The 16,143-nt window shown below is 67.4% G+C and carries 11 protein-coding genes and 1 tRNA gene; 4 read left to right on the forward strand and 8 right to left on the reverse strand.

Features of this window, described 5'->3' with window-relative positions; all coding sequences use genetic code 11:
• Positions 1-96 precede the first annotated feature (96 nt).
• Complete coding sequence (locus ACFWYW_RS17180) at positions 97-1,065, reverse strand: D-alanyl-D-alanine carboxypeptidase family protein (RefSeq protein ID WP_379619873.1); 969 nt, start codon at positions 1,063-1,065, stop codon at positions 97-99.
• A 962-nt stretch (positions 1,066-2,027) separates the two neighbouring features.
• On the opposite strand from ACFWYW_RS17180, the gene ACFWYW_RS17185 reads away from it, so the two are divergent.
• Both ACFWYW_RS17185 and ACFWYW_RS17190 read left to right on the forward strand, forming a co-directional pair.
• Positions 2,028-2,100: transfer RNA gene (locus ACFWYW_RS17185), tRNA-Arg, on the forward strand.
• A gap of 159 nt (positions 2,101-2,259) precedes the next feature.
• Entirely contained in the window at positions 2,260-2,937 is a 678-nt protein-coding gene (locus tag ACFWYW_RS17190; RefSeq protein ID WP_379619875.1) for a YdcF family protein, read from the forward strand.
• A 132-nt stretch (positions 2,938-3,069) separates the two neighbouring features.
• On the opposite strand, the gene ACFWYW_RS17195 is transcribed toward ACFWYW_RS17190, so the two are convergent.
• The 7 genes from ACFWYW_RS17195 to drmA all read right to left on the reverse strand — a co-directional run bounded on the left by ACFWYW_RS17195 (position 3,070) and on the right by drmA (position 15,413).
• On the reverse strand, positions 3,070-3,255 hold the full coding sequence (locus tag ACFWYW_RS17195) for a hypothetical protein (protein WP_379619877.1): 186 nt from the start codon (positions 3,253-3,255) through the stop codon (positions 3,070-3,072).
• 462 nt (positions 3,256-3,717) lie between these two features.
• Positions 3,718-5,790 (reverse strand): UvrD-helicase domain-containing protein, encoded by a 2,073-nt coding sequence (locus ACFWYW_RS17200; RefSeq protein WP_379619879.1) that lies wholly within the window; start codon positions 5,788-5,790, stop codon positions 3,718-3,720.
• Positions 5,790-7,286, reverse strand: a complete 1,497-nt coding sequence (locus ACFWYW_RS17205) for a protein kinase (protein ID WP_379619881.1) — start codon at positions 7,284-7,286, stop codon at positions 5,790-5,792. The genes ACFWYW_RS17200 and ACFWYW_RS17205 overlap by 1 nt, the downstream gene beginning before the upstream one ends.
• A gap of 61 nt (positions 7,287-7,347) precedes the next feature.
• Positions 7,348-9,093 carry an N-6 DNA methylase gene (locus ACFWYW_RS17210; RefSeq protein WP_379619883.1) on the reverse strand — a complete coding sequence of 582 codons (1,746 nt, stop codon included), beginning with the start codon at positions 9,091-9,093 and terminating at the stop codon, positions 7,348-7,350.
• Between the two features lie 13 nt (positions 9,094-9,106).
• Positions 9,107-9,814 carry a DISARM system phospholipase D-like protein DrmC gene (gene drmC, locus ACFWYW_RS17215; protein ID WP_379619885.1) on the reverse strand — a complete coding sequence of 236 codons (708 nt, stop codon included), beginning with the start codon at positions 9,812-9,814 and terminating at the stop codon, positions 9,107-9,109.
• A 29-nt stretch (positions 9,815-9,843) separates the two neighbouring features.
• A complete protein-coding gene (gene drmB / locus ACFWYW_RS17220; RefSeq protein ID WP_379619887.1) occupies positions 9,844-11,724 on the reverse strand; it encodes a DrmB family protein in 1,881 nt (626 codons plus the stop codon).
• Positions 11,721-15,413: a DISARM system helicase DrmA gene (gene drmA, locus ACFWYW_RS17225; protein ID WP_379619889.1), complete on the reverse strand. Its 3,693-nt coding sequence runs from the start codon at positions 15,411-15,413 to the stop codon at positions 11,721-11,723. Before drmA ends, drmB begins: the two co-directional genes overlap by 4 nt.
• Positions 15,414-15,524: 111 nt before the next feature.
• Here drmA and ACFWYW_RS17230 point away from each other — a divergent pair, with 111 nt between their 5' ends.
• Both ACFWYW_RS17230 and ACFWYW_RS17235 read left to right on the forward strand, forming a co-directional pair.
• Positions 15,525-15,698, forward strand: coding sequence for a hypothetical protein (locus tag ACFWYW_RS17230; RefSeq protein WP_379619891.1), 174 nt, complete (start codon positions 15,525-15,527; stop codon positions 15,696-15,698).
• Positions 15,699-15,805: 107 nt separating this feature from the next.
• Positions 15,806-16,135, forward strand: coding sequence for a PIN domain-containing protein (locus ACFWYW_RS17235; RefSeq protein WP_379620025.1), 330 nt, complete (start codon positions 15,806-15,808; stop codon positions 16,133-16,135).
• Positions 16,136-16,143 lie beyond the last annotated feature (8 nt).

A 16,143-nucleotide genomic window follows, 5' to 3' on the forward strand; every position in this document is an offset into this window, starting at 1 on the left:
CCCCTGGCTACACGCCTACAATCACCACCGCGGCCACACCGCACTCGGCGGCCAACCACCCGCCAACCGCGTACCTAACCTCTCAGGACAGAACACCTAGGTGAGCGAGTCGATCTTGGGATCGTACTCCCAGTGCCAGGGCTCGAACGGACTGCTGTAAGCCCAGTCGGGGTGGAACCACCCGTATCGCTTGCCGTTCTTCTCCAGCCAGTTGAACTCGGCCGACCGGAAGCGCTCCACCCCTCCGCACAGGTCGACCGCCAGCCCGAACCCGTGATTGCTCCGCCCCGGCACCGCCGCGAACCCCGGCCGCCGATAGTAGACGGACTGCTGCTCGGAGAGACTGCGATAGGCGTCGGTCACGCAGATCTGCCGTCCGAACTGCTTGCGGTAGGCCTCGTTGAGGCTGACGAACGCGATGGCCGCGTCCGCCCGCAACATGTGCCCGCGCTGCTGCAGCGGGCAGAGCAGCGTCCGCGGAATGAGCCCGTTCGGATAGGCGTCGGCCGCCGTGATCCGCAGCGGATTACAGGCCAGGGCCGCCCGCCCCACCTTGTCAATCTTGATGCCCATCTTCACCAGCGCCGCGGTCAGCGACTTCACGATCTTGTCCGACCGCAGCCGCAGGGTGTCGATCTCCGCCGCCATCTGCGCCTCGGCCAGCAGGTTCCCGGCCCGCAGTTCCTGAGCCTCGGCCGCCAGCCGTTCCGTCTCCTTGTAGAGGCGGCTGGTCTGCTCCACGGCCAGCTGCCGGACGGCGACGATCTGACTGGCATCGCTCATGGCCCGGAGCGTCCCGACCCCGGCATCCCCCGACAGGAACGGGATGATCCCATCGCCACCGATGGGCTGCTGATAGAACAGCTCGGCCAGCCGCGAGACCGGCTTACGAATCTCCGCCAGCCGGCTCTCGGCCTCATCGAGGGCGCGAAGCTTGGTCTTGAGCTCCTTCTCCTGGGCAGCGACCTTCGATCGCCGCTGCTCCAGCGCCTTGGTGGCGTCCTCAAGCTCCTTGGCCGACTTCTCGGCTTCCTTGCGAAGCTCCGTAAGACTGCCAGGATCCACTACAGCGGCGGCAGGGGGAACGTTGGTTGGAGCCTCGGCACGAACCGGGGGTGCGAACAGTGAAGCCATCGCCACGACGACCGCGATCAGACCCGCTGATCGAGGAGTTGGCACGCTCGACTCCTCCGTTTGCACACTCGTTACCTTGGTCAGGCACGCACGTTACTACAGCCCCCCGAGTGCCCGGACCCAACTCCGGAGAGCCGCTATATCCCGTTTAGGGTTTTTAACCCGCATCCCCACCCCGCCCCTCACAGTTCACTAGCCGTCCACCCAGCCCTCAACCCGCTTGACCCAACCCCCTACCAAACCTGGAGCCCCCCACCCCAGCCCATTGCCCACCCACGCACACCCCCGAAGCCCCGGAACCGCACCGTCAGCTTCGTCAGGCAGGAGCCCGCTCCCGCTCCCGGCACAACTCCCAGAGCCAGGTCTCCTCCCACTCCCCCGGACACCCGCTCCCCTGCTCTCGCTCCCGCTCCCCCCGAACCGGCGCCGGCGCCTCCCGCCGCACCACCGATTCCCCGGCAGGAGGCACCGCAGGCACATCCACCACCCGCACCCTCACCTCCTCGCGCTCCCGGGGCGCAGGCAAACTCCCCTCGTAGACCAGATCCGCCCGAGCCGGCGCAGGCACATAGACCGGCTCAAACGCCAACCCCACCCCCGGCGGCACCTTGTCCACGGCGATCCGCTCCCCGTCGTACCCGACGCCCTCCCCCACCATCAGCCCCCCAGCGAGAATCGCCGGCGCGAGCAACGCGGCCACCAGCACAGTTGGCCTCTGTTTACGTCCCCTGTTCGTCACCCGCCCGACGCTATCCACGCGCCATGATCGGTTAGGGGATCGCTGGCGATCCCTTTACCCCACCCCATCCCAGTACTGACTCCGCCCGACCCGGCAACTCACCCCCGGCCGGGCGACCCACGCGCTCCCAGACTTCGCTAGGCTTGTCGCGTCCGCCTCCGTAGCTCAGGGGATAGAGCACCGCTCTCCTAAAGCGGGTGCCGCAGGTTCGAATCCTGCCGGGGGCACATCACACATGGCATCCCCATCGGGGGTGCCTCTTCATTGTTCCCTCCGTCCGCGAGAGCAACGCCTGCAGCGTGCTGTATCGCAGCCAAGGTGTCGCTGGTGATCGCTACCTTGCATGTCGCGGTGTCGGTCGGTTAGTCGTAGACCAGGGAGAATTCGTGACCAGCAACATCACGACGAGCGAGATGATCAGCGACGAGGCCCGCGGGCAGGCCCTGCTCATCTGGGACTACCACCAAATGCGCCACCAGGTGCAGCCGTGTGATGCCGCCATCGGTCTCGGCTCCCACGATCTCGGTGTCGCCGACACCGCCATCGACCTCTACCAGGCCGGCATGTTCCCGGTCTTGGTGTTCTCCGGCGGCAACAGCCCCACCACGCGGGCTGTGTTCCCACGCGGCGAGGCCGTCCACTTCCGGGAGCGAGCGATCGAGCGGGGCATGCCCGCAGCGGCAGTGCTCCTGGAGCCGGAGGCGAGCAACACCGGCCAGAACATCACCTACTCGCGCCGCGTGCTCGCCGAAGCCGGAATCACCCCGGCAACCGTGATGCTGATCTCCAAGCCCTACATGGAACGCCGCAGCTACGCCACCGCCCGCAAAATATGGCCCGAGGCCGAGGTGGTGTGCACCTCAGAACCGCTGGAGTTCGACGCCTACCTCAAGTCCATCGGCGATGCCCGGCTGGTGCTGGACATGCTCGTCGGCGACCTCCAACGCATCATCGACTACCCCAAGCAGGGATACGCCATCGAGCAAGACGTTCCGGAAGAGGTGCTTGACGCCTATGAGGCTCTCATCAAGGCCGGGTACGACAGCCGCCTCATTACCTCTTGAACTGCTGACGGCGGGCGGGCTCGTCGTGGCCATCCACCAGCCGAACCTGTTCCCGCGACTTTCCACGCTGGCCAAGCTGTATGCGGCCGACCGGTGGATCATCCTGGACGACGTCCAGTTCAACAGCCGCGACTACCAGCACCGGGCCCGCCTCGCCGCCCTCGACGACACCACCCGACAGAGATGGCTCACCTTGGACACCCACCTGCCGGAAGGGCGGGAGCGCTGCTTGTGGTTCATCGGGTCGCCGCCCGCGTGCACCAGCATCAGGTCGCTGCCCTGGATCTTGAGGCGCGCGAGGGCGTCGTTGCAGCTCACGCGCGCGCCTCCTGCTCCGCGGCGGCTCGCTCGCCCTGGAGGTTGTCGTCCCTGGTGTCCTCGGCGGTCCGCTGGGGACGGCAACGCTTCGGCTCTTGGGCCTCCTCCTCTCCCATGTGGTGCGGCCGAGCCCAAACTCCGTCTGGCACGGCAGGTGCCGCAGGTTCAGGCTGGATCGCATGGTCGGCGGCGAGCCGGAAGGCGAGCCGGGCCGAGAAGCGGAGTAGCGCGGTCCGCAGCTACCACCAGCGATTCCTCCGCTGTCCCTTCAACGCCTGCGCAACCCGCCGATCGGCGGGAACCCGGCCAAGGCAGGGCAGCCCGAGACCCGCGGCGACCTCCTGCTGAATCAGAAGCGTGTGCCACTGCGGGTGGCAGGAGAGGGATCGACTTTTCAGAGCAACCTCCGCCGGGCTGCCTCTGCCGCCGCCGTCCCCTCACCGAGGTGCTATGTGTCGCCTTTCATCCGTCCTGTGCGCTGAGAAAGGGACTTGGCATTCCATACCAGGAGATGCGCAACCGTTCCCGCGCTCTGGTGCAGGCGACAAACAGGAGGCAACGCTCCCGCTGCAGGTCGCGGGCGTGCGTGAGCTCGTCTTCCGCCAAGGGCGTGATCGCGCTGGCGGGTGGGAGCTGGACCTCACCAGCGGCGATGACCGCCATGCAGCGGAACTCCAGGCCCTTCATCCGATGCATTGTGCCCACCCGGACGGCGTCGTCGGCTTCGGGTGACTTGGCCAGCGCTCTGACTGGGACTCCGGCACGCTCCAACGCGGCGACAGTGGCGTCCGCCGCCAGGTTGGACCGGGCACAGACGCCGATCTCACCCGGCTCGACTCCGCTGCCTAGCCACTCCCGGATGCCGTCGGTCAGGGCCTCCAGCTCAGCTCGCTGGGTGCTGAAGCCCTTCAGCACAGGACTCGGTCCATGAACCTGCGAGCGATAGCCAGCCACGGTGTCGAGGCCGCCGTCCATGTCGTCGATCTGCTCGCCACGGAGCATTCCCAGACTCCAGGCGAGGATCTCGGCGGTGGTGCGGTAGTTGATGGTCAGCCGGGAGGAGCGTCCGGCCACCTTGATCCCCACTTCCCGCAACGACACCCGGTTGCCGTAGATGCGCTGGTGGGTATCTCCGGCGATGAACATGTCGTCCGGCCCTTCGGCGGCTGCTGCCCGGAGCAGCCGCCACTGCACGGGGTGGAGGTCCTGCGCCTCGTCCACCACGATGTGCCGGTAAGGCTTGACCTCTCGTTCGCGCAGGATGCGGGTGGCTTCGGCGCAGATCGTCTCGTGGGTCCACAACCTGCGTCGTGAGAGTTCCTCCTGGAAGGTCGAGATCGCCTGCCACAGCTGGGCCTTCTGCCGGGCGCCCAGTCGCCGTCCCCGCCCGGCCCGCTTGGCCGTCAGGTATCCCGCAGCGTCGGCGATCTCTTGGGCCAGCACCACGTGCCGCCACTCCTCGGAGAGGAAGGTCTCCGAGAAGGGCAGCTCGAACCGCTTAGCGATCTTGCGCCAGATCTCCTTCTCTTCCCTGTCATGCAGGATCGCCGCCCGGCCATGCCGCTCGGCGAAGAGCTGGTAGGCGAGCTGATCGACATGCCGGACCACGACGCCGGTGGCGCCGAGAAGTTTCAGCCCGGCTTCCAGCGAGGCGGCGAGCGTGGAGGTGAAGGTGGTGGCCAGCACCGGCCCGGCTCTTAGCGAGACCAGGTGATGGGCGCGATGCAGAGCCACCACGGTCTTTCCGGTGCCGGGTCCACCGGTGATCCTCGCAGGTCCGCTGAACCTCGCATGGGCGACGTCGTGCTGGAGCGGGTGGAGGTAGATCCGCCACAGTGCGAAGGGGTGACGGAAGACCTCCATAAGCTCATCCGGCCCTTCGACGAGCACGACCCGGTCGTGCGTGCGCTCGACTGCCGCCGCGAGGTCTTCGGGATCGAAACGTTGCTCCCCGACACCCAGCTCTGCCCACACCTCTTCTGGGCTGAGCCCGGCCGCCAGGCCATACAGTGCGTCCCACTGGTTCTGCGGGAGAAAGGCCCGCGCCGCCTCCAACTGGAGGACATCGGTGAGTACCCGGGCGAAGCGCCGGGTCTGCTCGTCCACCCCCAGTCTGCTCAGATCGGCATCGCCGACCCCGTCGAAGAGCCGCCTCGGTGCGGCGTCGGCGACCTTAGCCAGTTCGGGCAGGGTAGCTTCGATCGCCGCGCCGTCGGCGATCTCGATGCGCCCGGTCACAGTGTTTACCGAAGCGCGTCTGCGCTGGGCCCAGGCATAGGCGTCGTCGTGAGGCAGCACCTTCAGCAGCGTGTAGGACTCTCCGGTCTCTGGAGCGAGCACCACCCCGCGCCAGAACTTGTCGATCCGGATGGTCCGGAAGCGCTCGTCGCGAGCGTTGGTTAACTTCTCCAGATGCAGCCCGGCGTGAGTGGCATGCTCGAACTTTGCGAAGACGTCATAGACCCGGTCCTGGACCGACCTGTCCAGCTTCCCGAAGTCGCGCAGGAAGTCCCTGTCGATCCCGAGCTTCGGCACTACAGACCTCCCAGGATCTCGCGGATTCTGGCCACAGCCGGATGGGCCGGGCCGTGGTGACGTTCCATGTCGGGCAGGAGTTTTTCGAGCGTGCGGCGGGCAGCGGCCTTGTCACCCACCCCGAGTTCCAGCAAGCCGATCTGGCGGCGCAGTTCCAGGACCCGCTCCGACTCGGCTCCCAGCCGCCGCTCGTCTTCCAGCAGTTCATTGAGCTGCCTCAGGGCGAGGGCGGTCTCGCCCGCCGCCGCGTTGCAGCCGGCCTCCCGCTGCCTGAGGCGCAGCGCCTCGTCGGCGTCGGTGACGTCGATGGTCAGCCCGGCGAAGAGCTGGGCGGCCCGCCGGTAGTCACCGCCGAGGAACAGCAGTTCGGCGAGCTCGGCGCGGAGCGAGAGCACATCGCCGTTGGCGGCGCCCAGAGCCCGAGTGGCCGGTTCGACCACGGCCGCCAACACCTCCGCCGCCTGGGTGAAGCGGGCCTCGTCCTTGAGCGCCCGCGCATCCTTCCTGGCGAGCGTCAGATCCGCGGGGTTGAAGGCAGGCTGCTCACCCGGAGGCGAACTGAGCGGGGCAGTGTCTGCCTTTCCCAAACCATTGATGACCTGCGCATACATGCGGATGGAGGGAGGTTCGGAGGCATCCACGTAGCCGGGGAAGGGCGGCAGGTCCCGGCAGTGGCCGAGCAGGTGACCGTAGATCTCCTCCGCCGAGGACGGCCTGGCGTCAGAGGTCTTGGCCAGCATCCAAAGGATCAGGTTCTCAAGGTCCTCGGGTACGCCAGGGCGCCGACGGCGCACCGGCAGTGGTCGCGCCTCCATGTGGTTGCGCAGCGTGGCCAAATGGGTGGGGCCGACGAACTGGTTCTTTCCCGTCAGCATCTCATCCAGAATGACACCCAGCGAGTAGAGGTCACTCTGTGGAGTGGTGGACCCGGCCAAGGCCTGCTCGGGCGCCATGTACTCCGGGGTGCCGACAACGAACCCGGTGCGCGTCAGCCGCGTCGCGGAGGAGGTGGTCCCGATGGCGATCCCGAAATCGAGCACCTTCACCGTGCCATCGGGGCAGAGCATGAGATTTGCCGGCTTCAGGTCCCGATGCACCAGGGAGCTGTCGTGCGCCACCGTCAGCACCGCGCACACCTGTGCCGCGATGGCGGCCGCCCAGGCGACCGGGACCTCCGTCTCATCGATGAGCGAGGTGACGGAGCAGCCTTTGATCTGCTCCATCACCAGGTAGAGGTCCTCGTCCTGGGTGCCGCAGTCGTAAACGGCAGGGACGCCTGGGTGTGCGAGCCGGGCCGTTATGCGCGACTCCCTAACAAAGCGATCCGTAGCCTCCCGATCGGCTTTTCCATCAGGAAGCCGGTCGATTCTGATGAACTTTACGGCCACGGCCCGATCCAGCTTTTTGTCATAGCCGAACCAAACCTCCCCCATTCCGCCGCCCTGGCGCGACAACGGGTCGAGCTCGTACCGGCCGCCGATCGTCCGCCTGTTCACTCAAGTCGCCTTTCCCCTCAGGAAGACCGTTGAAATCATTCCGCAAAGGATCGGTATGTTCCTAGGGCTGAAGTCCACCGTCAATAAGTCCTTCAAGAATCCATTGGGCCAGTTTTCTGCCCTCGCTGGCGAGCACGAGCAGTTCACGTTCATAGGACTCGAGCTGTCTGAAGGCCTCTGCGTAACTCCGCTGATCGGCGATCGGCAACCTGGGCAGCTGGGCCCGGCGTACATCGACCCGGTAGGTACCGGACATGGTCGAAGCCGCACGAGCGGCTGAGATCCTGAGGAAGCCCGCGACGAAGGCCGGATCGAGAATCTCCTCGTCCAGCCGGAGCAGGAAAAGGTGGGGGCCAAGCAGAACCTCCTCGTTGATCACCCGGGCGATCACGGCGCGGCTCAGCGCAGGCAGGACGATGTCGCCGGCTCTAGCGGTCACCGACTCCAACCGGCTGTGCCCCCACCCGGTCGGCCCGCCTCCCATCACCACGTCCTTGGCCGTGAGCAGGGGGACCGGACCCGACTCCGTTTCCATCCGCATGGGAGTCTGCTCGATCTGGATCGCGCCAGCGCGGGCTAGCTCGCCGACGGTCGTGATGCTGAGATCTCGGCTCTCGTCGCGGACTTTTGGCAGCAGCCCGGACAGAGCGATGGCCCGCCCGGAGAGTTCGGCGAGACTCTGCTGAAGATCGATCGCCTCTACGCCGGAAGCCTTGGGGAGATATCGCGAAGGAGTGAGATCGACCTCGTCGTCGAGAAGGTCGACGAGCGGTACAGCAAGGCCTAGTTCCAGGGTGTCCTCGGCCACGGTTAGGTGGGTGGGTACGCCGTCCTGCTCCTCGGGCCGACGTAGCACCCACAGATGGGGCGGCTGGCTGGACTGCGGCGCCGTCCCGGCGGGCAGAGCGACGACCGCCTGCAGGGTGCCTGTTCGCAGCAGTTGCGATCGGATGCGGCGGCCGGAGCGCCGGTTGGCCGCGGCCTGCGGCATGAGCACGACCACCCTGCCGCCCCGCCGTACCTTGGCCAGGCAATGCTGGACCCAGGCGAGCTCTGACTCCCCACGTGGTGGCAGGCCGTACTGCCAACGCGCGTCGTTGGTCAGCTCCTCATAACCCCAGCCGCGTTCGTTGAAGGGTGGGACGCACAGCGCGCCATCGGCTTCCAGGCCTGGAAAGGCGTCGGCGAGCAGGGCGTCGCCGGTCCGGATGTCCGTGGCGACACCGCGTGCCTTGAGCCGGGCGTCGGCCAGCAGGGCGGTGGCCTCGTCCCGCTCCTGACCGAACACCTGAGAAGCCTGCGTGGCGGCGAGCAGGAGCGGGCCGAAGCCACACAGCGGGTCGAAGACCGTCTTGCACTCCCCGACGAGCCCTGCCATATGGGCGGCAACCTCCGGGGACACGACCTGCACACGGCGTGAGTGTGCCTCGACGTAGCGCCGATAGAGCAACTCGATGGTCTCGCTCATCCCGGTTCCGGCCGCCAGCCGGGCCAGGTCAGGAGGTGTTTCTGGCGAGCGACTGACCAGTTGGTGAGCCTCCTGGCCGACCAGGGGCAGCAGACGCAAGTCGTCGGCGGCGTTGCGGATACGCTGCCAGACCTTCTCCTCCTCCGGCAGTTCCTCCAGCTTGCCCTGGGCGCGCAGCCAGGCTTCCACCTCGGCCAGAGCGAACAGCGGGTTGGAGGACGTACCACCCACCGGCTCGGGGAAGTCCTGGAATCTCCGGCGCCAGTTGCTTACCGCCGCCCGGCCCACACCGGCCAGCCTGGCGATGTCACCCGCCGCGACCGTCGGCCTGTCTTGCATGTTCGTGCCTTTCCTACGTGAGCCGTTTCAACACGCCTGTGGCGCGCAGCTCGGCGATGTGCTCCGCGGCCCTGCGCGGCGCGGTGCCTCCCCGCACCAGTAGCCCGGCCTCGATGTTGCGTGACACTCCGGACTGGGTGAGGTTCGCACTCGACACCAGCAGCGTTCGCCGGTCGGCGACGGCCAGCTTGGCATGGGTCTTGGCTCCGGGTTCACTCCTGCTGTCGGTGGGCCAGTGCCACAGCTCAACCCCGCGCACCCCGGCAAAGGCGTGCGCCGGCTCGGCCCCGCCCAGCGCCGACCGTGCTCCCTGTAGGGTCTCCACCACAGCCGTGATTGTCACACCTCTGTCGGCCGCGGCGTTGAGCGCCGTCTGGAGCGGGAGGTACGGTGCGGCGGAGTAGGTCATGAGCAGCAGTTCCCGACTGGCTTCCGCCACGACGTCGATGAGTACCTGCGCGGTACTCCTGACCGGTACGGCGTGCGTGGCGGGTCCACTCCACACCGACTCGACACGCACCTCGCCCGCCGCGAATCCGTCGGCGACCCCGCGCAGGTAGGCGACGGCGGCTTCGTCGGGCAGGGTCTGCGCGGCGAGAATGGCTCGCGTGGCCTCGGCGAAGCCTGGTACGGGCACCGCAGACGGAAGAGCGCCACGCGGCGAGCCCGCTTCCAGCCGGTCGGCGAGCGACCGTAGCCGGGCCGGGCCGAGCTGGGTCACGGCCCGAATCGTTTCATCCGAGAAGGCGCTCACGGCAGTTGACGCAGCAGCGCCAGGTTAGGGTCGTCGATGGGGACGACGAACCGGCGGTCGAGAAAACGATTGCCCCGCTCGCAGGTCGTCTCAGAGACGAACAGGCAGACGTGGCAGGCCGCACCGTGCAGGAAGTCGGCCGGGTCGTAGGGCAGCCGTTCGGCGCAGAGCGGGTCCCCTGAGCAGCTCATCGCGTCGCGGAGGGCGCGTTGCGTCAGCCGTACCAGATTGGCGGATTCGGCCAAGGTGACTAGTCCGCCCAGGGTGCCCTCGGTGTCCGGCACGGCGGTGTAGATCAGGATGCCGCCGTGCGGATCATCCTCGTCGCCCGCGTAGATGCGCTCGGCAAGGCTTGCGGAGCTGTAGCCGCATTCCAGGGCGATGGTCCGGATCAACAGGTGTGACAAGGTGTGAAGAGCGTAGTAGCGAGCGCCGGGCCAGTGCCGCATGGGGTCGAACCCAGTAGGGATGCGGTCGCTGTAGCGGTGGGTCCGGAAGCGGCTGTAAGCGTCCATGTGCTCGCGGAGCGCAAGGCTGCCCTCGACGCGTCGCTCCCAGTCCGACAGCAGGTCCTCGCCGAGCCGGAAGAAGATACCCTCTCCCCGGACCTCGCTGGCCGGAAGCCAGGAAGGCTTGTCACGGGCCAGTGGGGCCAGCGTGATCAGCTCTGGATCCTCCGGATCCGGAGCGTCCAGGCGGGTGAAGCCGATGAGCGCCCGGACCTCACGAAGCCGTTCCCCGTGGATCACATCGGCGTAGATCTCCTTGAGCTCGGCCGGCACGCCGTCGGGGTCCCGGTAGAGGGTGAAGTCGGGTTTGGGATCGGGCAGGACCGGCGCGGTGAACGCCTCCCATTCGGCGGTGCGCAGGTCGGGATAGGCATCGGTTTCCGGCATGCCATCCAGCTTGGCCCGATAGCGCTCGATCGCCGCCCAGAGCTGGTCGTCATTCCATTGCTCGAAGACCTTGAGCGTCGGAGCGATCTCCCGCGTGAAGGGCAGCATCGCCGGCCCTGGCACCTTCTCCAGCACCGGCCACTGCTCGCCCACCTTCGCATCCAGCGCGCTCGCCCCCACCTCGGGTACCCACAGCGAGCTGAGCGTCTGGGCGAACCACTGGTTGGAGGCGCCAACGACCAGTACACGGACCTGCTGCTGGCAGGGCTCGAAGGTGTTCAGGTGAGGATGCCGGCCCCGGCAGAAGGGCAACGTCTGCTCGCCGCGTTTGCCCATCGCCTGAGTGATGTTGCGGCGAGCTTGGCAGCGCTCGCAGCGAATCTCCACATTGGCGCCGAGATTGCCGCCGCGGTCAGTCATGGTCAGCGGCGGATGTTCCACCTCACATGGCCCGCCCTGGTGGACGAAGGTGGCGTAGGGGAAATCGTCCAGATGCCCGGCCGTACAGGCCAGCAGGAAACGTCCGGGCACGGCGAGCGGCCGGGCGCCCTTCTTTCGGCCACAGGTCTTGTGCGAGAAACGGGCCTCGTGCGGCGCGTGCTTCCTGTTGTTCTCGAACCCGAAGATCACTTCCGACTCGATCGGCGCCAGCACGTTGCAGGCTGTGCAGCGGAACCAGCCGGGGAATGGAATCGTCGGCACACCCACGCGGCGGGCGGTCTCCTCACCGGCGCGTTCCGGCAGCCACGGCGCCGGGCGCAGTTCCTTCACCTGCTTGCCCAGCGCTCGCATCGACTGGATCGCCCGCAGCAGCCTTGGCTCGACCACCGGCTCCTGCTCTTCCGGGTGCCGCCAGCTGTCTAGGCCCTGGACCAGCACGGCGAAGTTGGGCAGGTCTACCAGCGCCCCCACCCCGCCGGTGAACATCAGGTGGCTGGGCCGAACCGAACCGACCCGGCGAAAGGTTCCCTGTCCACTCATGACGTGACTCCCAGTTCGTCGCCCTCGGGCGCGTCTTCGTCTTCACTCGCGGGTGGCTTGAAACTCCAGCCAGGCGCGCCGTAGGCGGGCGCGAACAGGTCCTCCACCTTCGGTACCAGCAGGTTGATCTCGCTCTCGGTCTCGCGCATGGACATGCCGATCGTGAGCGCGTCCCACGGCAGTTCACCCGCCTGCTCCAGCAGTGGCGCCAGCGGCTGCTTGGCCGAAGAACTGCCCTGATAGCCGAGCCGGACCTGGCCGGTGCGCTTCTCCTTCCACCGGTCGTTGATCACGTCCAGCCGTTCGCGCAGGTAGTCACGTCCACGCTCACCCGCCACGGCCTCGGCGCGGGACAGGAAACGCTCCCGGATTCGGTCGGCTACCGGACCGTCGAGGGGAACATCGTGGGCGTCGGGGATGCGCGAGTAGGTCTCCTCCGCATTGCGTAGCGCCGCGATGTAGGCCGCGGCGACGCCACGGTCGAGAGCCCGGCGCGTGTAGGGCGTGACGGACAGCGCCTCGACCTGCCGGTAGAAGGTGGCGTGGTAGTGCTCGAAGTCCTCGAAGTGGGCCAGGTCGCGTGGGCGGGACCAGTTGTAGAGAGTGACAACCAGGCCGGGCCGTTCGGCGTCGCGGCCGACGCGGGAGGAGGCCTGGATGTATTCGGCGGTGTTCTTGGGCTGCCCGACCACCATCATGAGGCCGAAGCGGGAAACGTCCACGCCGACCTGCAACATCGAGGTGGCCAGCACCACGTCCACCGGAACCTGGCGGGCCATCCAGCGACGCGCCAGCAAATGTGCGTCTCGCCGGTCCCGCCTGGCCAGCGCCCACTCCTTCCGCAGGGCGAGCTTGCGCTCCGAGGTCTCGAATTCGGGGTCGAAGCCGACCTCGAGGTTGCGGAGCACCTGGCTGATGTCAGTGGAACTGATCCGCGAGGTCAGCTCCTGTACGGCCAACATCTCGACTCTGGTGCTCAGCCGGTTCGACAGGCCTTTGCGCTTGCCGTGGGTCCGCACGCGGGTAGTGATGTCGTCGTCCATGTAGCGGCGCATACCCGCCAGCTCGCGGGTGGCGTTGAAGTAGCCGACCAGCGTCTGATAGGGGTCGGCGGGCTTGCCATACTGGTCGAAGAGAGTCTGCCCGGCGATCAGCAGGATCTCGGCGAGGCGGATCTCCGCCGACTTGAGGCGGATGCCGTGGGCGCACAGACCCAGATACCGGCGGCCCGGGTTCTGCGGCGTGAGTGGCATCTGCTTGCTGAAATAGGTGTCGGCCACATCCAGCACCTGTGGCGGGAAGATCGCCAGGTCGCGGGCGAAGACCCCGAGCACTTGGGCGTCGGCGCGCTTGGTCGTGGCAGTGGAGGCGACGATCTTCGGACCGAAGTCCTCCCCCCACCGGCTCAGCTCGTCGACGGCCGCCTCGAACAGACCCACCATGGTGCCGAGTGCACCGGAGATGAGGTGGAGCTCGTCTTGGATGATCAGATCCGGCGGCCGGAGCCGGGTGACCGGCACGCTCTTCACGCCGCCCCGGTGAGAGGCACCGCAGCCGGTCTTTTTGTCCAGGTCGTCGTGGCGGTAGCCGTGGCGTGAGCACCACTGGCTGACCCTGCCGAACAGGTGCCCGGCGTACCCGCGCCAGGGAAGCTGGGCCAGCTTGTCCACGGTGGCGATGACCAGCGCCGGGGTGAGCCGGTAGATCTCTTCGTCCACGGTGAGGATCGGCAGGCCCTCGTCGGGTGACATTCGCCGGGAGAACGGGCAAGCGTCCTGGCCTTCGCCGTTGCCACAGTAGAGCAGCACCCGGCGGCGCTCGGGATCCGGATGAAGGTCTTGGTGTCCCTTGAGCTGCTGGCCACACCACGGGCAGGCGAGCGTCTGCAGAACGTTGGGCCGGCGGCTGTCGGGGGCCTGGCGGGCGTCGGCGATCTGGGTCTCGGCTTCGTCGTAGGAATTGGGCGAGACGCTGCCGCCCACCCACAGGCCGATACGGAAGGGCGTGCTGCCCCAGGTCTGTTCGTCGCCGCGGCGGATCATCTCGGCCGCGCACACCAGCGCCGCCGCGCGCTGGAACTGCTGGGCGGTGAGCAGGCGCAGGGTGTAGCGCATGAGCACCGCCACCCCGTCCAGGCCACTGCGGGCCTGCTCCGCGCTGCCCACCATGCCCTGGAGCCGCCTGATGGCGAAGGTATAGGCGGTCAGGCCCAGATAGGCCTCGGTCTTACCGCCACCCGTCGGGAAGAACAGCAGGTCGGTGCAGCCGTTTCGGTCGGCGTGGGCAGGATCTGTGATCGCGGGCAAGTTGAGCAGCACGAAGGCGAGCTGGAAGGGCCGCCAGGAGGCGTTCTTCGGATCCTGCACCTTGGCCGATGCCTCGGCGTAGCTGAGGGCTTCCTCCTGGCGCAGCTTCGCGATCATGCTGTGTCGCCGCTGCAAGGCCATGGCCTCGTTGGCGAAACGGAAGGCTGTCAGCGCATCGGATCCATCAGTGAGCAGCTCGATCCCGGCCCGCAGGCGACCAGCTGCCTCCCGGGCCTTGAGCAGCGCGTTCTCACCCGCCCCTCGGAGTTCGACGGGCAACTCCGGCAACTCGGTCTCCCGCTCGTCCAGCCAGGCGGCATAGCCGTCGGCCAGCGGAAACAGCCCCGCCCGCAGCTGGTCAGCGCTCACCTTGGCCAGCTCGTCCATCGAGAGCGTGACACCGGGGATGGGCGGCGCGGTGGTCGCGGGCACGTCGTAGACGGGCAGCCAGCTCGTGACCAGCTCGTGGGCGCTCGTCTCCTCCTGCCGCAGGTCTGCGTGGACCGCCACATTTCGGCCGGAGGCGTAGCGGCGCTCGTTGCGGTAGAGGAGCTGCAGGTGGGCCTCCTCGCCGTGCTCGGCGACCACGCCGTTGTCGATCGGTAGGAAGATCGCCCGCTGCCCGTCGAGGGCACGGACGCGCAGCCGGGTCTGGAAGAGCCAGGCGGTGTCCTTGTTCTTGTCCGGCTCCTCCTGGGTGTTGATCAGCGCCAACTCGACCACCCGGCGGCCCTTGCTGCTGCGGACCGTCACCGCCAGGTGCACGCCCGGCATGTCACGGCGCTCCACGGTCAGCGGCATCCAGAAGGACGACTCCCCGTCCAGCCGGATCTCTCTATCGTGGGTAATCGGCTCCCGTGCCCAGGTCTGTACCGTCTTGTCGTCGTCGGTCAGGACCTCGGACTTGGTGTAGAGCCCCCAAGACGCGGTCACCGCAACCACGTCCACGTCGGCGGGCACGGCGAAGGACAGCCCCATGGAGGAGGCCCAGATGCTGCCCAGATTCTGCGGAGTGACGATCTCTGGAAGCTCCGCCTCGCGCCCGTCGCCGTCCGTTCCCGTTTCGGTGTCGGGGACCTGGTCGGCCTGGTCGCGGGTGGAGGTGGCCGCATGCTTGGGGCCGATCATGCCGACCAGATAACGCTCGCGCGGACCCATCGCCTTGGGGTCGAACTGCTCGGCCTCTCCGTCCCATGGCCCGAGCAGGTCACGGACAACGAGCTTTTGAAGGTCCTCGCGCACCTGGTAGGAGGAGGCTTCCTCGAACTGCTGCGGCTGGTCGAGAGAGGGTTCCTGCTGTACGGCAGGCGGAGCGGGCTCGACGTCGAGCGTCTGTTGCTTGTTCCCCAGATCAGGGAAGAGGTCTTCCTGCTCGGTCACCATGCGCTCCTTGTCGGTGAAAGCACCCGCATGCACGAGGTGTGTCGCTTATCGTGACGAGTCATGCACAACGAGCCAGAGTTCGTCGAGTGGCCTTCGTCTACAGTGGTTGTCATGAACGTTGAGGAGCCGGTGGACGTCGAGGCCCTGCGACGACGGTTCCCCTGGGTCGCGCGGGCCAGCATCGACGTGCCCGACCTCGCCGCCCGATACCGCGAGATCATGGCTGAGGCACGGCGCGACCGCGAGATCGTCGAGGCCATCGACGCGGCCCGGCGGAGTGCGTGAAGCCGCTGCTCTGCGATTCCGGCCCGTTGATCGCCACCTCCAACGACCGGCACCGCGACTTCAACCGCTGCGCGTGCCTTCTGGGCTAGTGGGAGGGGCGGCTGCTGATTCCCGAGCCGGTGCTCGACGAGGTCTGCAACTTCCTGCGTAACCATGTCCGAAGCGGCCCGATCCTCGAGATCGAGTTCCTCGAAGGTGTGACGGCCGCCGACGGCGACTTCGAGATCCTTGAGCCGACCCCGGATGACCGCCACAGAGCACTGGAGCTGTGCCGTCGGCTCGCCTCCGGGCCGCTGGGGTATGTGGACGGGATCGTGCTGGCGATGGCCGAGTGGCTGAAGGTGCCCGACATCGCGACCGTCGACTACAAGTTCCTGGGCATGGCCGGTCCCGTGAGCCGCCTGCAGCCACTCAACTGGGTGCTGCTGACTCAGTAGGCGGCGCA

This window comes from Nonomuraea sp. NPDC059023 (assembly GCF_042740095.1).
Classification (GTDB): domain Bacteria; phylum Actinomycetota; class Actinomycetes; order Streptosporangiales; family Streptosporangiaceae; genus Nonomuraea.